Source organism: Burkholderia sp. AW49-1, from assembly GCF_053427845.1.
On the sequence record NZ_JBSAXF010000004.1, the window covers coordinates 175,917 to 192,910 of the forward strand.

Genomic DNA, 16,994 nt, shown 5'->3' on the forward strand with positions numbered 1-16,994 from the left:
CGTTATTTCACCGTGAACGTGTAGCGGCCCTGCGTGCGGTGCCCGTCGCTCGCCACCGCAACCCATGCGACCGTGTACGTGCCGGGCGTCAGGTTCGCCAGCGTCACATGCATCCGCTTCCGGTTCCCGGCGTCGATGGCGGATTTCCCGTCGGCGACCGACTGTCCGTGGCTGTCGGTGACGGCGATCGAGCTGAACGCAGGTTCGAGCGTTTCGCTGAAGTCGATCGTGACCGCGTGCGGCGCGCCCGACAGCGTGGCGTCGGCCGCCGGGTCCAGGTTTTTCGGGTGTGCGTGCGCATGAGCAGCCTGGGCGACGACGAAGCCGAGTGCGACGAGTGTGCCGCGGAGGAAAGCAGTAGTTTTCATGACGGGATGATCCGGTTGGAAATGACAAGGAGAACGATGCATTCGACGCACGGCCGCGCGTTCGTGCACGCGCAACCGACGAAGGCGGGCGAGCGCGCGCACGGCGCGACGCCGCAAGCGATACGGTCGAACATGAGATCGTCCTTCGAAACGTGACACGGCATGCACGCGCAGCGCGCGTGCGGACGGCATGATGCACAACGGCATCACGCGCGGTGACGACGAATCAGGACGCGAGCGGCGGGGCGCGCGGTTGCGCGGCCGTGAGCGGCAGCGTGCGGCGCAGGCTTTCGAAGCGGGTTGCTTCGCGATGCCGGAGCGGGTGGACGTTGGCCGCGAACGTCAGTTCGGGCGCGGGCAGGGCGGGTGTATGGGCGAGCAGGCTGCAATAGCCGCAAGCCTGCAGATGGGCCTGCAGGCTTTTCGACGACGCATCGCCGGCATGGTTGCCGCTCGCCGGCCCGGCCGTGCAGTAACCGGCAAGCAGTGAGTCGACGCGGTCTTGCGTCGTCAGCGCCTGCGAGATCGTCGGCGCGAGCGTCGTCATCAGGATGGCGAGCATCCCGATCAGACTGACGATCTTCCGGAAACGACGACTCAGCATGCGATGCGCGGGGCGGCGTGTGAACGACGATGGAGCGGATTATGCCACGCACCCGCCGCGAGGGCATGCGCGCATGCGCAGACCGGGAATGACGCGTGGCTCGCTTACGCGTGCTTTGCGAGATACTTCGTGATCAGCATCATCTGCGCGGCCCAGCCTTGATCGTTCATCTCGCGCGCCTTCGCGCGGCGCGTTTCGATCAACTGGTCGAAACCCGTTTCGGTGATCGTCAGCAGTGTGCCGCCGTTCGCTTCGGCGAGTGCGAACGTGACGAGCGTCATCGGCTCGGACGCGTAATCGACGTTCGGATCGATCGCGAACGGGTGCCAGCGGAAGGAGAACCGTTGCTTCGGCTCGACACGATCGACAACGATTTCGAACACGGTGCCGGCATACGGCTGCTGTGCCCTGGCGACGTCGTCGTCGACGCGCGTCGGCGTGATGCGGCCGAACAGCGGCCGGTCGGCGACGAACGGCCCGTCGAACGTCACGCCGAACCAGGTGCCGAATTCCCCGGCGTTGCTGACGGCTTCCCAGACGCGCGTCAGCGGCGCGGCGAGCAAGGCTTGTTTCTCGATGCGATCGGTGGACTGGGTCATCACGTTCTCCAGGCGGGCATCCTTGAGGCGGGACGGCGCACCGCCGCGCGCCGCGTTCAGTCGATCATCACCGCGTCGGGCACGTCGAGCACGACATCCGAGGTCGCGACGGCCACGCACGGCAGCGTATAGCCCTCGGCCTTTTCCTCGCGGCTCAGGCCCGGCCATTCGATCGTATAGCGTACGCTGCCGCTGACGATCCTGCACAGGCAGCTTCGGCACGTGCCGTTGCGGCACGAGCGCGGGAGCCGGACGTGCGCGAACGCGGCGGCCTCGAGCAGCGTCAGCGAATCGGGGGCGTCGAACGTCGTGCCAAGCGGCTCGATACGTACGAGTGGCGGGCGGTCGGGGGCGGTCATGGGGCGAAGCGGATGCCGGCGCGGCGGCTAGAAAGGGCAAGCACCAAGCATACCCGAAGGCGGTGCGGCCGGTGCCCGTCGGGCAGCCGGCCCGGGACGTCAGTGTCGGCGCAGGTAGCGGTACACGGTATTGCGCGCGAGCCCGAGCTCCCGCGCGGCGGCCGATACGTTGCCGCCGTGCCGCGCGAGCACCGCGTCGATCACCGCGGCCTGGTGGCTCTGCAGGGTCGTTGCTTCGCGCGTGTCGGACGGCGCGGCCTCGGTCGCGGGCGCGTCGTCGCAGTCGAGCCAGAAATCGTCGGGCAGGTGCGCGAGCGTGATTTCGGCTTCGTCTTCGGCGAGCATGCCGGCCGTGCGCAGCACGTTGGTCATTTGCCGCAGGTTGCCGGGCCAGCGGTGCCGCATGAACGCGTCGAGCACATCGGTCGCGAGGCGGCTCGGCATCGGCTCGCTGCGACCGAGCCGCGCGAGGATCCGCTCGACGAGTGCCGGCAGGTCGGTGCGCGCGGCGAGCGGCGGCAGCGTGACGGCAAGGCCGTTGATCCGGTAGAACAGGTCTTCGCGGAACGTGCCTTCGGCGATCATCGCGCGCAGGTCGCGGTGCGTCGCGCAGACCACCCGCACGTCGACCGGCACTGCGCGTGCGCCGCCCAGCGGCATCACCGCGCGCTCCTGCAGCACGCGCATCAGCCTGACCTGCTGCGCGAGCGGCATGTCGCCGATTTCGTCGAGAAACAGCGTGCCGCCGTCGGCCTGCGCGATCTTGCCGGGGCTGCCGCGCTTGCGCGCACCGGTGAAGGCGCCGTCCTCGTAGCCGAACAGTTCGGCCTCGATCAGCGAATCCGGCAGCGCCGCGCAGTTGACCGCGACGAACGGGCCATCCGCGCGCGGCGATGCCTGGTGCAGCGCACGCGCGAGCCATTCCTTGCCGGTGCCGGTCTGGCCGAGGATCAGCAATGGCAGGTCGCGTCCACGAATCTTCGCGACGCGTTCGAGCACGGCGGCCATCCGCGCATCGCCGGTGTCGAGCGTCGCGAACGTGATCGCGTCCGAGTCCGGTGCCCGCGTGCGCACGGCGGGCGCGGGCTGGGTGACGGCGACGGCCGTCTTGTGCGCTTCCGCGAATTCGCAGCGTGCGAGCACGCGCACGCCGGTCGACAGCGTGAGGCGGAACGGCGCGCCGGGTGCGCGGGCCGCCTGCTGCGCGAGCTGTCCGAAGTGCATGCCGAACAGCGCATCGCAGCCTTGATGCTGCAACGCATCGAAGGTCGCGCCGAGCTGGAATTGCGCGCTGCGGTTCGCGGCGATCAGCCCGCCGTCGGGGCCGAACGCGACGAGCCCGGCGAACAGCGAGTCGACGCAATCCTCGTGGGCGTGGAAGCGCAGCCGCAGTGCTTCCGCGCACTGGTTCGCGAACAGATGGTTCTCGATCAGTTGCGCGGACATCCGCACGAGCGCGAGCGTATGGGGGCTGAAGCCGCGCGGGTCGCCGCTCACGTCGAGCGTGCCGAGCGTGCGGCCGAACGGGTCGATGATCGGCGCGCACGAGCAGGTGAGGATATGGTTCGCGCGCAGGAAGTGCTCGGCCCCGTGCACGGCGACCGCCTGGCCCGATGCGAGCGCGGTGCCGATCGCGTTGGTGCCGCGTGCGCCTTCGGCCCATGACACGCCGGTGCACAGCGCGACGCGGTTCGCCTTTTCGATGAAATCCGCGTCGCCGATGCTGTGCAGGATCACGCCGTCGGCGTCGGTGAGCAGCACGAGGCTTTGCGTGTCGGCGATCTGCGCGTGGAGGTTTTCCATCACCGGGCGCGCATGTGCGAACAATGCGTGGTTCGTGTCGAGCAGTTCGCGCAGCGCAAGCCGCGACAGCGGCGAGAAATCGGGGCGCTCGTTTGCGCGCAGGCCGACCGCGGTCGAACGGGCATGCGCCTGCGCGAGCAGGTCGTTGCGGCCCGCGGTGGCGGGCAGCACGAAAGATTGAGGCATGTCTTGTCTCCTGTCGGCCCCAGTTAGCGCTTCAGCGCTTACTGGGGCCCCATGCTTCGCGGTCGGCCCCAGTTAGCGCTTCAGCGCTTACTGGGGCCCCATGCTTCGCGGTCGGCCGGAGTTAGCACTTCAGCGCTTACCAGGACCCATGCTTCCCGGTCGCCCCGCGTTGACGCTTTGCACCGCACCATCCGCCACCCGGGCCGCCGCCATCGATATCGCCTCATCATACAAGCGCCGCGCGCGTTGTGCGACTGCGTACAAAACCCCCTTGCTTTTAAGCGTCCGCCTGCAATGATGAAAGTGGAACACGCACGCGCCGTGTTCCGCATCGCAACATGCATGCGACGTGACATGCATCCGTTCGGGAGACCCATCATGGTTCGGACGGAACTGAGAGTCGTGTTGGCGGCCATCGCCACTTTCATCATGCTGGGCGGCATCGCCGTCGCGATCCACGGTCTGCTGTTCGACCTGAGCGATGCGGTGCAATACGGCGCCGCCGCGATCGCGGTAGGTGCCACGACCGCCGCGATCGCACTGAACATCTGGCCCACCGATCCCCACTGACGCCCCTCGGCAAAACGGTGCCGGATGTCGCGCTGGTCTGATGAAAATGCGCGTCGGAACGACGCACACCGTAAATTTTGCCTCGCGCGCGAAACCGTCTACAGTGGAATGCAACCGGCACGCGTTGTCCGCGCCATACCCCGTGGATGCTGCTGCTGCCGGCGAGCCCGCGTAAATTTTCGTCCGGCCGGTAGCGGACGACGGACGCGGTCATTTGCTTTCTACCGGACGAGGCGGCTCCCATGCAGATCCATTTCACGAATGAGAAGCCCGAATATTCGGGGCGCGACCTGATGCTTGGTTTCACGGCGCTGGTCAATGGCGAGCGCGTCCAATGTCAGATCACCGCAGAGGCGCTGGAGGATCATTTCGGTGCGGCGTCCCCGCGCTTCGAGGACATGGTCGGTGCGTACGATCAGCACCGCGAGCGTATCGAGGCGGCTGCACGGCGGTTGCTGTCCGAGACGCGCGCGCAATGCGTGACGCTGCGCAGCGGCTACGTGCGCTTCTACGAGGCGAACTGGCGCTGAGCCGGACGACCGGGCAGCGACGGAGCGGGCGCCGGATACCGGCGCCCGTGTCATATCGGCGCATGCTCGTCCGGTAGCGCGTCCGCGCGGGGCGGTGTTCGGCACGATTCGAGCGTCTTGCCGCGCGCTGGCGTGCGCGCGTTCCCGCGTTCCGTTTCGCTCAATCCGCGCCGCTCAGCACGTACGCGTCGCCGGTTGTGCCGTTCGTGCGCGCGATGCGTGCGAAGCCCGTGTCGGCGAGATGCATGCCCGCAATCAGCAAGTTATCCGAAGCGACTTCGGCGAGCGTGGCCGCGCGCGTCGATGATGCCTGCGACGGATCGTGATCGAACGCGATCGACACGTCTGGGCGAGCAACCTGAATCGGCGCGAAATGCACGAGATCGCCCCAGATCAGCAGGCGCTCGCCGCGCGATTCGATGCGATAGCCGGTGTGGCCGGGCGTGTGCCCCGGCAGCGGGACTGCGACGATGCCGGGCAGCACATCACCTGCCTCGATGGTCCGTAGCTGCGCGCGATACACGTTGAACGTGCGCCGCGCGATCCGGAAATTGCCGCGTGCGCGCTCACTTGCCCGCTCGTACATGCCATCGTCCAGCCAGAACGCGCGTTCCCGTTCGTGAATGAACACCTCCGCTTGCGGAAAGGCCGGATGTCCGTCCGTGTCGAGCAGACCGCCGATGTGGTCCGGATGTGCGTGCGTCAGCAGGACCGCGTCGATGTCGCGAGCATCGATGCCGGCTCGCGACAGCGACGGACGCAGCAGGCCGCCCCAGTTCCGGATGCCGCCGGCGCCGGTGTCGACGAGCACGGTGCGCCCGTTCCCGCGTATGACATAGCAGTTGATGTTGACGTCGGACGGCGGGTGTATGCCGGCACGGTGCATGATGCCGGTCGCGTCGTCGACGTCGATGTTCGACAGCAGGTCGAGGCCGGCCGTCAGCGTGCCGTCGCTGATCGCGGTCACCGTGAAATCGCCGACCTGGCGACGCGGGAAAGAAGGGCATGGAACGGGGGCGCTCATGGGTCAATGGCGGGCGTGAAGGTGGGTGGTGTCGTAGCCGAAGCAGCGGATCCGTGCGACGAATCCGGTGTGGCGAAGAATCTCGCGATCCAGTGCCGTCATGAACCGGTCCATCAGTTCAGTGGTGCGAAATGATGTGGTGCGAAAGCGGATCTCCGCGCTGACCGGATGTCCGCAGCCGTGCCGGACCGGCACGTATACGACATGGACCGTGCCGGGTGCGGTGCTCAACACGTCGGTGCAAAGCCTCTCGCAGGCCGACGACAACGCGTCGAGCGCCACGCTGGTCGGCATGCTCGCCTCGGGGATGAAAATCGTGACGCTGGGCATGGTCGGGCCCCGGTCAGCGTGCGGTTGCCGACGTCGGCGCGCTGGCGAGTCGATCACCCATCGGCGCATAGAGCCGGATCGCGGCATCGGACGCGAGCCGAGCCTGATCGTGCGCGAGGACGGCCAGCCAGCGCGCCGCCGGCCGGCGATCCAGCGCGACTGCATGCATGGCCGTGGCTGCGAGACCTGCTCGCGCGAACGGGGCCGGGTCGTCGCACACGGCCAGCCATTGATGGCCGGAGACGGCCGGCGCGGATGCCGCGCAGTCGTATACGTTGCGGCGCCATTCGACGATGTGCGGCTGCCAGCGCGAGAAATTGCCGCCGCCCTTGTCGCGATACTCGGCCGACGTCAGCACGTCCGGGCCGTCTATCGTATGCAGCGCGAGGTAGACGGGGCCATCGCCGCCGAGCGCGCGAAAGCGTTGCGACGTGCGAAAGCCGGATACGGAGATCAGCGCCGGCAGTTTGATCCGGCTGTAGAAGTCGTTCCACTCGGCTTCGACGGCGGGCTCGGCGATGCTGCATTCAACGGCATAGATCATGACTTCTCCAGGGGGGGGCGAGCGGCCTTCGGAATCGAACGGCCGGCTCGACTGGTTGAGTTTTTGTCATGATAATGAGCGGCCTGATGGGCGGAAAACGATGATTCGTCACCGTTCAATGACATTTGATCAAGCCATGACCAACGGCGGTCGGACCGGGAGCAATCGTGACGCGACGCAGGATTCCGAGCAATTCGGCATTGATGGCATTCGAGGCCGCGGCGCGGCATGCAAGCTTCGCGCGCGCCGCCGACGAGCTGGCGTTGACGGAAGGCGCGATCAGCCGGCAGATCGGCCGACTGGAGACGTTCCTGGGCGTCGCGCTGTTCGAGCGGGTCGGCAACCGCGTGCGGTTGGCGCCGAACGGCGTGCGCTACGCGGCGCAGGTTCGCGAAGTGCTGGACCGGCTCGAGCGCGACAGCCAGTACATGATGGGGCAGCCCGGCGACGGCGGCAGCGTCGATATCGCCGTGACGCCGACATTCGCGACGCGCTGGCTGATTCCGCGGCTCAAGGGATTCCAGGCGCAGCATCCGAACATCACGGTGCACTTCGCCGATCGCGCGGAGCCCTTCGTGCTGGCCGGCAGCGGTTTCGATGCGGCGATTCACTTCGAGCACCCGGCGTGGGCCGGCATGCACACGTACCGGTTGTGCGAGGAGGTGCTGGTGCCGGTCTGCCATCCGTCGCTGCTCGCGGGCGGGCAGCCGGACATATTGCTGGGCACGCTGCCGCGCCTGCACAAGCGCCAGATGCCCGATGCGTGGTCGGCGTACGTGCAGGAGACGGGATTGCCGGTGAGCAATCCGGCCGCCGGCGCACGCTACGACCTTTACTCGATGCTGATCGCGGCGGCGCTGGCCGGGCTCGGCGTCGCGCTGGTGCCGCGTCTCTATGTCGACGCCGAGATCGCGCAAGGGTTGCTCGCGGCGCCGTGGCCCGATGGGCGCGGCGTGGTCAAGCGCTTCTGTCTCGTGTTGCCCGACGCGCTGGAATTGGGCGACGGGCCGTTGCAGACTTTCGCGCGCTGGGTGCTTCGGCAGGCGGACTCATGACCCGAAGTCGCTTGCACCACCCGCGTCGCCTAAACAGGAACAAAACAAAAACGCCACCCGAAGGTGGCGTTCTTGTTTCATCGTGCAGCGCACCGGTGCGTGCGTCACTCGCTGCCGAGATAGAAGAAGCGGAACAGGAACACGGCCGCGATGATCCAGACGATCGGCTTGACCGTGCGGGCCTGGCCCGTCAGCAGCTTCAGGCCGCCGTACGCGATGAAGCCGAATGCGACGCCGTTCGCGATCGAGTAAGTGAACGGCATCAGCAGCGCGGTCAGGGCGGCCGGCACGGCTTCGGTCGCGTCGTCCCACGGCACGTCGACCATCTCGCGCAGCATCAGGCACGACACGTACAGCAGTGCCGGTGCCGTGGCGTAGGCCGGCACGACGCCGGCGAGCGGCGCGATGAACAGGCACGCGAGGAACAGCACGGCGACGGTGATCGCCGTCACGCCCGTGCGGCCGCCGGCCTGCACGCCCGACGCGCTTTCGATATACGCAGTGGTCGACGACGTGCCGAGCACCGAGCCCGCGACGATCGCGGTGCTGTCGGCGAGCAGCGCCTTGTTCAAGCGGTTCATCTTGCCTTCGACGAGCAGGCCCGCGCGGTTCGCGACGCCCATCAGCGTGCCGGTCGCGTCGAACAGTTCGACGAGGAAGAACACGAGTATCACGTTGATGATGCCGGTCGACAGCGCGGCGCCGATGTCGAGCTTGAACAGCGTCGCGTCGATCGACGGCGGCGCGGAGAACACGCCGTGGAACTGGTTGTCGCCGAAGAAGAACGACAGGATCGTGACGCCGATGATGCCGATCAGGATCGCGCCGCGCACGCGCAGGTGGTCGAGCGTGACGATGGTGAAGAAGCCGACGATCGCGAGGATCGTGTCGTGCTTGTGCAGGTCGCCGAGCGTGACGAGCGTGGCCGGGTTGCCGACGATCACGCCCGAGGTTTTCAGCGAGATGATGCCGAGGAACAGGCCGATGCCGGCGGTGATCGAGATGCGCAGCGATTTCGGAATGCCGTTGACGATCGCCTCGCGCACGCGGAACAGCGTGACGAGCAGGAACAGGCAGCCGGAGATGAACACGGCGCCGAGCGCGGCCTGCCACGTGAAGCCCATCCCCTTGACGACCGTATACGCGAAATACGCGTTCAGGCCCATGCCGGGCGCGCAGGCGATCGGGTAGTTCGCGTACAGCCCCATGATGATCGACGCCAGCGCCGCGACGAGGCAGGTCGCGACGAACACCGATTCCTTGGGCATGCCGGCATCGCCGAGGATCGCGGGGTTGACGAAGATGATGTAAGCCATCGTCAGGAACGTGGTGACGCCCGCGAGTATTTCGGTGCGGAAATCGGTGCCGGCTTCGTCGAAGCCGAAATACCGCTTGATGGATTCCATGAAGGCGTTTCTCCGGTCGGGTTGTCGTGTTGCTTGTTGTCTATGCCGAATTGTTGTAAGGCAGCGCGCGGCCGGCCTACTGTAACCAGCCACTATTGCGACGCTATCGGCGGATTGTAATAGCGCGGATAGCTCGGACGATATAGTTGCGGGGCATGATCGGCAGCGTTCGCGCGAGCGGTCGGACAGGCCGGCCGCGCGACGAAGGCGCGCATTTTACCGGTTCGGATCAGGCGGGCAGGTAGAAACGATGGAAACGATTCGATGGCGGGCGGGCCGTGTCGGCCGATGCGGGCGCAACGGCATGATCGACATGCGGCGCGCGGCCGCCACGCGACGGCATGCGACCGCAACGGCACGCCCGCACGAGGGGTGAACACATGATGGACGCAATGCACGCGAGCATGGCCGGCGCGGGTGCGCGACGGCGTGCAGCGGCCATTCGTCAGTCCAGGCGGTTGCAGATATCGGGCTATCCTGCGCCGAAGCCGTCGCGTCCGCAACTGTCATTTCGCGGTGCGAGCCCGACTGTGGTTTCTGTGTAAAAGATTGCAAGACGTCATCGCGTTAACCGGCAAGTCTTTCTAGGATAGATACACCGCGCGCACACGTCGGCCAGTCGTTGCCGACGCGGGGGAGTCGCAGTCCGTGCAGGCCAGGCGGTGAAGCGCGGTGACGGTCGTTGCGCTTTCGGGCAGGCGCGACCGGTTGCGATTGCCCGATGCGGGTTCGTCCGTCATCACGGAGGTCAGCATGTTGAACTGGATCAGCCGTTGGGCGATGCGGCACGCCCCCACGCCGGAAAAAACCGCTGCGTCGATGCTCGTGACGGCGCGCATGGAACTGTTCGCAGCCGAACAGCGCGTCATCGATGCGAAATTACAGGCGGATTACTGGCGTACGCGGGTGTCATTTCTCGAGGAGGTGCAAAAGCAAGGCATCGACCCGTGGGTGACCTCGCAGGCGGCGCAACGTCCCGACCTCGATTCCACGCCTCGCAGCACGGGCCCGCGTCTCGCCGCCAGCACCTGATGCACGTGATGCATGTCAGGGTTGCGCACGGCGCGCGATCGCTCGCGGCACGCGCGTGCGTGCCGCGTCATTCGATGCGCACCCGCGACGCCTTGCGTCGCGGGTGCGTCCGTTTCCGGATGCGGTGATTCCACGCGTTCCGGCATCCTGTCGCGCGCGTGACCGCGCATCGTCAATCCCGTCTTCGCCATCGTCCGACGAGCAAACGTTGCATTCGCGCGAGCGTGCGTCTCAGCCGTTCGCCGCGCTTCACGTATGCCGTCGTGATCGACGCCTCGGCCGGCCGGTCGTCATCGGTGCCGAGCCAGATGCGATCGCCGCGCGCAATGCGCAGCACGTCGCCGGGTTGTACCCAGTAGTCGTCGACGCTCGGCGGCCGCGTGATCCACAGCGGCGCGCCGTGCGCGCGGATTTCCGCATCGCTCGGCGCGCGCCAGGTGAGTGTCGTGCGCGGCGCGACCGCGAAACGGATCACGACGGTCGGTAACGCGATCGCGCCGACGCGGCGCGAATCGGGACGGTCGAACAACGGGCTTGCCTGGTCCATCGTCTTCTCCATTCGTTGAGCCGGACGGATGACGCGCACCAGAACAAAAAGGCCTCATCCGTTTCCGGTGAGGCCTTGTGACATGCGGTACTGCTCGGATGCTAACGCACAAGCGCCTCCCGTGATCCATTCTTTCGAATGTTCACCGGGCAATGATTCGCGATGGCGATGAGCTTGAACGTAGGCATGCGAACGAGTTTGTCGATGTCGTACGTTGTTGTCAACGACTATTTTCGAGATATGTGACGATCACGCGTCGCGCTGGGCGAGGCCGTTGACGAGCAGTTCGGACAGCAGGCCCGTCATCCCGTTCGGATGCGTGGCGGCGCGTGCCTTCAGCTGTTCGACGAGGTCGGCGTTGAGCTTGCACGCGAACGGCACGAGGCCCTGCTCCTGGTCGAGCTTGCGCTGCGCGCGGCGGTCGAGCTTCGCTGCGTCATCGGCGCCCTTGCCGAAGCGGGCGGAGCTGGACTGCTTCATCGCGTGCGTCAGCTTGAGCGCCTTGTTCTTTTCTAGATCGGTTTTCTTCATGGCCATCGCGGCACCTCCGGGAAATGAAGCCGCGATTGTACGCATTTCGGCCGGCGCCCCCGCCGAAACCGTCGCGAACCCGCGTGCGGGCCCGGTCACGCGCCCTTCGTCGTGCCCCAGTTGCCGCCGTGCGCGGCCGCCTGCGCGGCCGGCGAGCGCGCCAGATACGCGAGTGCCTGCTCGGTCGAGCCTTCGTGGTGCGGCGTATAGCCCGGCCTGAAATAGCGCAGCGCCGCGCCGATCACCTTCCAGAACGATGGCAGGTGCCCGCGCCGCGAACCCTTCCACCACGACAGCACGAAACCCGGATAACGGCCGGCGGCGGGATCTCGCCGGTACATGAATTTCGCGCCGCTCGTGATGAAGTAGAGCAGCAGCACGATCACGAACGCCATGTGCACGCAGCGTTCGGGATAGTTGCCGCCCATGTGGTTGTAGATGTCGAACGCGACGGTCCGGTGTTCGACTTCCTCCGCGCCGTGCCAGCGCAGCAGGTCGACCATCGTCGGGTCGGCGCGGCCTTCGTCGAGCCCGTGCGCGTTGAGCACCCAGTTGCCGAGATAGCCGAAGAAATGTTCGAGCGATGCGATCACCGCGAGTTGCTGACGCAGCCAGAAGCGCGTGTGGCCGATTTTCAGCCCGAACGGCGCTTCGCCCAGCACGCGCGTGAACAGCCAGTTCAGCTTCTGCGTGAACGGCTTCGTGTCGATCCCGTGCCGGTCGTAGTAATGCTTGAGCACGCCGCCGTGCGAGCGCGAATGCACGGCTTCCTGGCGCAGGAAGCCTTCGGCTTCGTCGCGCAGGCGCGCGTCGGTGATGTTCGGGAGCGCCTTGTTGTATACGCGGCAGAACCACAGTTCGCCTTCCGGGAACAGCAGGTTCAGCGTGTTGATGATGTGCGTGCTGCCCGGGTCGTTCGGCACCCAGGTGATCGGCGTGTCGCTGAAGTCGAACTTCACGTGCCGGGCCTTGATCTTGTGATAGTCGGCGGTAGCGGTCATCTGTGTCTCCGTTCCAGTGCGGCGCGCCGCGCCGTCAATGCGATGCCATGCTGACGCGGGCGAGCATCCGGCCGAGCCACGGCATGAAGCGGCCGACGAAGCGCAGCGCGTGCGCCTCGGTGCCCACGGCCACGACCGGCCGGTTACGCAGCACGCCGTCGACCATCGCCTGCGCGACGGTTTCCGGCTTCAGGCCGCGCATCTGGTACAGCTTCGTCGCGCGTTTGCGCAGTCGTGCCTCGTCCTGTGCGTTGGCGCCCGCGTATTGCGTCGACGCCATGATTCCGGTTTCCGCGAAGCCGGGGCAGACGGCCGTCACGCCGATGCCTTTTTCCGCGAGTTCCGCGCGCATGCATTCGCTGAGCATCAGCACGGCGGCCTTCGTCGTCGCATACGCGGGCAGATCGCGCGACGGCCCGAACGCGGCGGCCGACGCGGTGTTGACGATGTGGCCGCCCGTGCCGCGTGCGGCCATCTGCTGCGCGAACAGCCGCGAGCCGTGGATCACGCCCCACAGGTTCACGTGCAGGATGCGCTCCCAGTGCCGTTCGCTCGTGTCGAGAATGCCCCCGGCCATGCCGATGCCCGCGTTGTTGATCACGACGTCGGCGCCGCCGAGTTCGCTGCCGACCCATGCCGCGAGCGCTTCCATCTCGTCGGCGGAGCCGACGTCCACGCGTTTCGCATGCGCCTGCGCGCCGGTCAGCCCGAGCAGCAGCGCGGTGCGCTCGGCGCTCGCGAGATCGATGTCGCACGCGACGACGGTCGCGCCTTCGCGGGCGAATGCGAGCGCCGCGCAGCGGCCGATGCCGCTGCCCGCGCCGGTGACGACCGCGACCTTGCCGCTGAAGCGGCCGCTGGTCGCGCGGCGGCGGGCGTTCGCGAGCGCGGGCGGCTCGTCGCCCGATTCGACCGCGTCGATCAACTGTTCGGCGAGGCCCGCGAAGCGCGCGGGATCGGCGAGCGGCAGCCAGTGGCCGGCCGCGACTTCGCGGCGGTAATACTGCGGCACCCAGCGCGACAGGTTCTCGGACAGCGCCGGGCTCACGTATTTGTCGCCGAGCGGCACGATCGTCTGCACCGGCGCGTGCGCGTAGCGCTCGCGCGGCGCGAACAGGCAGCGGATGAAGTTCGCGCGATACAGGCGCACGCCGCGCGCGCCGTCGTCGGCCTGCGTCGCGCGCGGCGTGGCGGTGGTCTTCTCGACCCGGCGCAGCAGGCCCGGCCATGCGCGGCCGAGCCACAGCCGCCAGCCGAGCTCGGGGATGAACGGCAGATGAAACAGATACACGTACCACGAGCGCACGAGCTGCCCGCCGAGCCTGGCCAACGACGCGGGCGTCGGATGCAGCACGCGTTCGCGCAGCCAGAAGCCGACGTGGTCGAGGCATGGCCCCGAGCACGACGTATACGACGCGATGCGGCCGGCGAGCCGCGGATCCGTGACGAACTCCCAGCCCTGGATCGAGCCCCAGTCGTGCGCGATCAGGTGCACAGCGCGGCCGGGGCAGAGCGCGTCTATCACCGCGACGAAGTCGTCGGTCAGCTTCGCGAGGTGGTAATCGGCCGTGCGCTTCGGCGCGCCGGACAGGCCCGCGCCGCGCACGTCGTAGGCGATCACGTAGTGCTTGCGCGCGAGCAGCGGCGCGACGTGCTGCCAGACGCTGCTGTCGTCGGGGTAGCCGTGCACGAGTACGACCGGCGAGCGGGCCGGGTCGCCCCAGGTCCTGACCGCGAGTGTCAGGTCGCCGGAGGCGACGGCCGTCTCGCTGTGAACCGATTCGAACAGGGCCAGCGGCGCTTCATCGGAAAGAGGCTGCATCGTGAGTCCGTCGTTCAGGGATTCGGTGGAAGGCGGCGTTCGTGTCAGGCGGCCGCCGGCACGCTCGCGACGGCCTGCGCGCGTTCGGCCTGGCGGCGCTGCCAGCGGCGCACGTGCGGCAGGTCGTCGTCGAGCCAGTACGCGTCGTCGTCGGTGATCACCAGCAGTTCCTCGAATTTCGCGCCCACGCCGGCGAAGCCGAGATGCGGCTCCACGGCCCACAGGCCCGGCACCGGCGCGTGTTCGGAGCGGCGGTCGATCGACCACAGCGGAGACCAGCCTTGCTGTTTCGCCGCGCGACCCTGGTCGAGCAGCAGGTTGCGCGTCGCGTTCAGCCCGAAGCGCGCGACGAAGCGCGGTGTCGACAGCTTGTGGATCTTCGCGACGCGATGCGCGAGCACCTTGAACGGATAGGCCTTGTGGCGCGGCTCGACGCCCTGGCGGCGACACAGCGCGTCGACCGCCTGCGCGACCTCGGCCATCGGGCGACGCTCCTTCACCAGCCGCACGATCATGTCGCGATGGTCCATCAGGTCGTCCTGCAGCTGTTCGAGGATCGGGTTCTGGCCGAGACAGTGCGCGTAGCCGACGTCCGCGACGATCCCGTCGAGCACGGGCGCGACGTCGAGAATCACGGGCATGTCGGTTTCGAGCTGGCGGTTGCTCGGGAAGAACGCGAGGTTGAAGCCGCCCATGTGCTTCAGGCCGGAGAAGCCTTGGAACGCCGTGCGGTCGCCGAACCATGCGAACGGCTTGTGCAGCCAGTCGTGCACGCCGTTGTCCTGCAGCCATTCGGTCAGCAGGCGCGCGGCTTCCTTCTCGGTGATGCCGGGGTAGAGCATCGCGCCGACGGTCTCGACGCAGCGATAGGCAAGCTGCTGGACCGCGCGGAATTGCGGCAGCTCGTCGAGATGGACTTCCGGCAGCGGATGATCGGGCATGTTGCGTCTCCATGTGTCGGCCTGCGTTCGGCGACGCGGGCGAATTATTCAGTCAGCATTTAATGTGTCATTGACTGATGTAAAGATCATAGCCGGTTCGACGTGGCGCGGAGGTGAGGGCTTCTCCTAATGAAGGCCGAAATGGAGGGGACGCTCTAGGTCTCCGGCGGGCGGGGCCGGATGGCCGTCGCCGTGCACGTGGCCGGTGCGGGAGGGCCGGCCGGAGCGCGTGTGCGGTGGCGGCGCCGGCCCGGCATGTCGCGCCGGATCAATTCCCCGTCGTGTCGTGGCGAGACGCTGTCAAATTGCCGAAATAATTTCGTCACATCATTCGCCCCCGATTCGAAGCCTTTCCGGCTTCGCGGGGCGGGTGTGCCGCGCGTTGCGCGGGGCAGCGATCCAAGCCGATTCGACCATTCCACGGAGAGAGACCATGCAACGCCGCAAGTTCATGAACACCCTTGCCGCTGCGACCGCTGCGACGCCGCTGATGCTCAAGGCCGGCATGGCCGGCGCGAAGAGCGCGACCGCGCCGGACGCGCTGGACCCGGGCCGCTGGTCGCCGTTCAACGCCGCGCGCCTGCAGGCGGTGCTCGACCGGCACGGCGTCGCGAGCGCGCGCTACGACGGAAAGCGCCGCCCGTACGCGGTGTTCGACTGGGACAACACGTGCATCATGAACGACTGCGAAGAGGCGTTGCTGATGTACCAGATCAACCATCTGCAGTACAAGCTGACGCCGGACGAGTTCGTCGACGTGATGTGGAAGGACGTGCCGAAGGGCGCGTTCATGAAGGACTACACGACCGTCGACGGCAAGCCGGTGACGATGGAGGATCTCGCCGCCGACGTCGAGTCCGACTACCGCTGGCTCCATGCGAACTACAAGGGCCTCGGCGGCGACAGGAGCCTCGACGAGATTCGCGAGACCGACCAGTTCAAGGATTTTCGCGCGAAGCTGTACTTCATGTACGACGCGATCTGCGACACGCATCCGCTCGAAGTCGGCTACAAGTGGATCATCTATTTCTACAAGAACATGACGACCGCCGAGCTGCAGGCGATGGCGGAAGCGTCGAACAACTACGGTATCGGCGACGCGCTGCGCAAGGTCCGCTACGAAAGCCCGAAGACGCTGCCGGGCAAGGCCGGCGTGGTGGCCGACACGCATTTCCACGGCATCCGCATTCACGAGGAAATCCGCGCGGTGATGCACACGCTGCGCGCGAACGGCATCGACGTGTACGTGAGCACCGCGTCGCTCGACGATGTCGTGCGCGTGTTCGCCGGCAATCCGAACTATGGCTACGGCGTGGCGCCCGAGAACGTGATCGGCCTGCGGCTCGACATGCAGGACGGCAAGTACACGAGCACGTATCCGGCCGGCTGGCATTTCAACTGGGGGCCCGGCAAGACGGTGGGCATCCGCAACGTGCTCGCGTCGAAGAAGGGCTATGGCCCGCTGCTGGTGTTCGGCGACAGCGACGGCGACGCGTGGATGCTGCGCGACTTCAAGGACACCGCGGCCGGCGTGATCGTCAACCGGATGAAGAAGGGCGAGATCGGCGCGGACAGCAAGCTCGCGGCCGAACAGATCGGCAACCCGGACGCGCGCTTCCTGCTGCAGGGTCGCGACGAGCACACGGGCCTGATGATCCCGGACGAGAAGTCGATCAAGTACGGCAAGACGGATCGCAAGCTGCTGGCCTGACGCGGGCCGGGCGCCGGGCCGCGGCGGCCCC

The 16,994-nt window shown here is 67.1% G+C and carries 19 protein-coding genes; 5 read left to right on the forward strand and 14 right to left on the reverse strand.

Going from position 1 to position 16,994, the window contains the following annotated elements; all coding sequences use genetic code 11:
- Positions 1 to 2: 2 nt before the first annotated feature.
- The 5 genes from copC to ACV22W_RS09165 form a co-directional block, all read right to left on the reverse strand.
- Positions 3 to 368: a copper homeostasis periplasmic binding protein CopC gene (gene copC, locus ACV22W_RS09145; RefSeq protein WP_448018867.1), complete on the reverse strand. Its 366-nt coding sequence runs from the start codon at positions 366 to 368 to the stop codon at positions 3 to 5.
- Between the two features lie 226 nt (positions 369 to 594).
- Positions 595 to 972: a DUF2946 domain-containing protein gene (locus tag ACV22W_RS09150; RefSeq protein ID WP_448018868.1), complete on the reverse strand. Its 378-nt coding sequence runs from the start codon at positions 970 to 972 to the stop codon at positions 595 to 597.
- Positions 973 to 1,076: 104 nt separating this feature from the next.
- Positions 1,077 to 1,571 (reverse strand): SRPBCC family protein, encoded by a 495-nt coding sequence (locus ACV22W_RS09155; RefSeq protein ID WP_448018869.1) that lies wholly within the window; start codon positions 1,569 to 1,571, stop codon positions 1,077 to 1,079.
- A 56-nt stretch (positions 1,572 to 1,627) separates the two neighbouring features.
- Positions 1,628 to 1,930: a 2Fe-2S iron-sulfur cluster-binding protein gene (locus ACV22W_RS09160; RefSeq protein ID WP_448018870.1), complete on the reverse strand. Its 303-nt coding sequence runs from the start codon at positions 1,928 to 1,930 to the stop codon at positions 1,628 to 1,630.
- 99 nt (positions 1,931 to 2,029) lie between these two features.
- Positions 2,030 to 3,919: a sigma-54-dependent Fis family transcriptional regulator gene (locus ACV22W_RS09165; RefSeq protein WP_448018871.1), complete on the reverse strand. Its 1,890-nt coding sequence runs from the start codon at positions 3,917 to 3,919 to the stop codon at positions 2,030 to 2,032.
- A gap of 378 nt (positions 3,920 to 4,297) precedes the next feature.
- Here ACV22W_RS09165 and ACV22W_RS09170 point away from each other — a divergent pair, with 378 nt between their 5' ends.
- Together ACV22W_RS09170 and ACV22W_RS09175 are read left to right on the forward strand one after the other, a co-directional pair.
- The gene (locus ACV22W_RS09170) at positions 4,298 to 4,489 is read left to right on the forward strand and encodes a DUF2964 family protein (RefSeq protein ID WP_059527249.1); all 192 of its coding nucleotides are present in this window, start codon (positions 4,298 to 4,300) and stop codon (positions 4,487 to 4,489) included.
- Positions 4,490 to 4,731: 242 nt separating this feature from the next.
- Positions 4,732 to 5,019, forward strand: coding sequence for a DUF1488 family protein (locus tag ACV22W_RS09175; protein WP_014898618.1), 288 nt, complete (start codon positions 4,732 to 4,734; stop codon positions 5,017 to 5,019).
- Between the two features lie 160 nt (positions 5,020 to 5,179).
- Here the strand turns inward: ACV22W_RS09175 and ACV22W_RS09180 are convergent, their stop codons facing one another.
- From ACV22W_RS09180 to ACV22W_RS09190, 3 genes are read right to left on the reverse strand one after another with little or no spacing between them, the layout of a single operon-like run.
- Complete coding sequence (locus tag ACV22W_RS09180) at positions 5,180 to 6,043, reverse strand: MBL fold metallo-hydrolase (protein WP_448018872.1); 864 nt, start codon at positions 6,041 to 6,043, stop codon at positions 5,180 to 5,182.
- Positions 6,044 to 6,046: 3 nt separating this feature from the next.
- Complete coding sequence (locus ACV22W_RS09185) at positions 6,047 to 6,373, reverse strand: hypothetical protein (protein WP_448018873.1); 327 nt, start codon at positions 6,371 to 6,373, stop codon at positions 6,047 to 6,049.
- A 13-nt stretch (positions 6,374 to 6,386) separates the two neighbouring features.
- On the reverse strand, positions 6,387 to 6,917 hold the full coding sequence (locus ACV22W_RS09190) for a sugar ABC transporter (protein ID WP_448018874.1): 531 nt from the start codon (positions 6,915 to 6,917) through the stop codon (positions 6,387 to 6,389).
- A gap of 203 nt (positions 6,918 to 7,120) precedes the next feature.
- Here ACV22W_RS09190 and ACV22W_RS09195 point away from each other — a divergent pair, with 203 nt between their 5' ends.
- Complete coding sequence (locus ACV22W_RS09195) at positions 7,121 to 7,972, forward strand: LysR substrate-binding domain-containing protein (RefSeq protein WP_448018996.1); 852 nt, start codon at positions 7,121 to 7,123, stop codon at positions 7,970 to 7,972.
- 104 nt (positions 7,973 to 8,076) lie between these two features.
- On the opposite strand, the gene ACV22W_RS09200 is transcribed toward ACV22W_RS09195, so the two are convergent.
- Positions 8,077 to 9,378, reverse strand: a complete 1,302-nt coding sequence (locus ACV22W_RS09200; protein WP_059447241.1) for an NCS2 family permease — start codon at positions 9,376 to 9,378, stop codon at positions 8,077 to 8,079.
- A 753-nt stretch (positions 9,379 to 10,131) separates the two neighbouring features.
- Here ACV22W_RS09200 and ACV22W_RS09205 point away from each other — a divergent pair.
- The gene (locus ACV22W_RS09205) at positions 10,132 to 10,410 is read left to right on the forward strand and encodes a hypothetical protein (protein ID WP_006480752.1); all 279 of its coding nucleotides are present in this window, start codon (positions 10,132 to 10,134) and stop codon (positions 10,408 to 10,410) included.
- Positions 10,411 to 10,582: 172 nt separating this feature from the next.
- Here ACV22W_RS09205 and ACV22W_RS09210 read toward each other — a convergent pair whose 3' ends face one another.
- The 5 genes from ACV22W_RS09210 to ACV22W_RS09230 all read right to left on the reverse strand — a co-directional run bounded on the left by ACV22W_RS09210 (position 10,583) and on the right by ACV22W_RS09230 (position 15,252).
- The gene (locus ACV22W_RS09210; RefSeq protein WP_448018875.1) at positions 10,583 to 10,957 is read right to left on the reverse strand and encodes a DUF2917 domain-containing protein; all 375 of its coding nucleotides are present in this window, start codon (positions 10,955 to 10,957) and stop codon (positions 10,583 to 10,585) included.
- Positions 10,958 to 11,206: 249 nt separating this feature from the next.
- The gene (locus tag ACV22W_RS09215) at positions 11,207 to 11,494 is read right to left on the reverse strand and encodes a hypothetical protein (RefSeq protein WP_448018876.1); all 288 of its coding nucleotides are present in this window, start codon (positions 11,492 to 11,494) and stop codon (positions 11,207 to 11,209) included.
- Between the two features lie 89 nt (positions 11,495 to 11,583).
- Positions 11,584 to 12,489 (reverse strand): metal-dependent hydrolase, encoded by a 906-nt coding sequence (locus ACV22W_RS09220; RefSeq protein ID WP_059692079.1) that lies wholly within the window; start codon positions 12,487 to 12,489, stop codon positions 11,584 to 11,586.
- A 34-nt stretch (positions 12,490 to 12,523) separates the two neighbouring features.
- Positions 12,524 to 14,311: an SDR family oxidoreductase gene (locus tag ACV22W_RS09225; RefSeq protein ID WP_448018877.1), complete on the reverse strand. Its 1,788-nt coding sequence runs from the start codon at positions 14,309 to 14,311 to the stop codon at positions 12,524 to 12,526.
- Positions 14,312 to 14,355: 44 nt separating this feature from the next.
- On the reverse strand, positions 14,356 to 15,252 hold the full coding sequence (locus ACV22W_RS09230; RefSeq protein WP_059692081.1) for a M24 family metallopeptidase: 897 nt from the start codon (positions 15,250 to 15,252) through the stop codon (positions 14,356 to 14,358).
- A gap of 433 nt (positions 15,253 to 15,685) precedes the next feature.
- Here ACV22W_RS09230 and ACV22W_RS09235 point away from each other — a divergent pair, with 433 nt between their 5' ends.
- Positions 15,686 to 16,963 (forward strand): haloacid dehalogenase-like hydrolase, encoded by a 1,278-nt coding sequence (locus ACV22W_RS09235; RefSeq protein ID WP_448018878.1) that lies wholly within the window; start codon positions 15,686 to 15,688, stop codon positions 16,961 to 16,963.
- The last annotated feature ends 31 nt before the right edge of the window (positions 16,964 to 16,994 follow it).

Bases quoted from the DNA above. Each gene is read 5' to 3' on its own strand.
- copC (WP_448018867.1), bottom strand. From the start codon at position 368: ATGAAAACTACTGCTTTCCTCCGCGGCACACTCGTCGCACTCGGCTTC.
- ACV22W_RS09170 (WP_059527249.1), top strand. From the start codon at position 4,298: ATGGTTCGGACGGAACTGAGAGTCGTGTTGGCGGCCATCGCCACTTTC.
- ACV22W_RS09215 (WP_448018876.1), bottom strand. From the start codon at position 11,494: ATGGCCATGAAGAAAACCGATCTAGAAAAGAACAAGGCGCTCAAGCTG.
- ACV22W_RS09160 (WP_448018870.1), bottom strand. From the start codon at position 1,930: ATGACCGCCCCCGACCGCCCGCCACTCGTACGTATCGAGCCGCTTGGC.
- ACV22W_RS09210 (WP_448018875.1), bottom strand. From the start codon at position 10,957: ATGGACCAGGCAAGCCCGTTGTTCGACCGTCCCGATTCGCGCCGCGTC.
- ACV22W_RS09220 (WP_059692079.1), bottom strand. From the start codon at position 12,489: ATGACCGCTACCGCCGACTATCACAAGATCAAGGCCCGGCACGTGAAG.
- ACV22W_RS09155 (WP_448018869.1), bottom strand. From the start codon at position 1,571: ATGACCCAGTCCACCGATCGCATCGAGAAACAAGCCTTGCTCGCCGCG.
- ACV22W_RS09185 (WP_448018873.1), bottom strand. From the start codon at position 6,373: ATGCCCAGCGTCACGATTTTCATCCCCGAGGCGAGCATGCCGACCAGC.
- ACV22W_RS09200 (WP_059447241.1), bottom strand. From the start codon at position 9,378: ATGGAATCCATCAAGCGGTATTTCGGCTTCGACGAAGCCGGCACCGAT.
- ACV22W_RS09190 (WP_448018874.1), bottom strand. From the start codon at position 6,917: ATGATCTATGCCGTTGAATGCAGCATCGCCGAGCCCGCCGTCGAAGCC.
- ACV22W_RS09230 (WP_059692081.1), bottom strand. From the start codon at position 15,252: ATGCCCGATCATCCGCTGCCGGAAGTCCATCTCGACGAGCTGCCGCAA.
- ACV22W_RS09235 (WP_448018878.1), top strand. From the start codon at position 15,686: ATGCAACGCCGCAAGTTCATGAACACCCTTGCCGCTGCGACCGCTGCG.
- ACV22W_RS09175 (WP_014898618.1), top strand. From the start codon at position 4,732: ATGCAGATCCATTTCACGAATGAGAAGCCCGAATATTCGGGGCGCGAC.
- ACV22W_RS09180 (WP_448018872.1), bottom strand. From the start codon at position 6,043: ATGAGCGCCCCCGTTCCATGCCCTTCTTTCCCGCGTCGCCAGGTCGGC.
- ACV22W_RS09165 (WP_448018871.1), bottom strand. From the start codon at position 3,919: ATGCCTCAATCTTTCGTGCTGCCCGCCACCGCGGGCCGCAACGACCTG.
- ACV22W_RS09195 (WP_448018996.1), top strand. From the start codon at position 7,121: ATGGCATTCGAGGCCGCGGCGCGGCATGCAAGCTTCGCGCGCGCCGCC.
- ACV22W_RS09225 (WP_448018877.1), bottom strand. From the start codon at position 14,311: ATGCAGCCTCTTTCCGATGAAGCGCCGCTGGCCCTGTTCGAATCGGTT.
- ACV22W_RS09150 (WP_448018868.1), bottom strand. From the start codon at position 972: ATGCTGAGTCGTCGTTTCCGGAAGATCGTCAGTCTGATCGGGATGCTC.
- ACV22W_RS09205 (WP_006480752.1), top strand. From the start codon at position 10,132: ATGTTGAACTGGATCAGCCGTTGGGCGATGCGGCACGCCCCCACGCCG.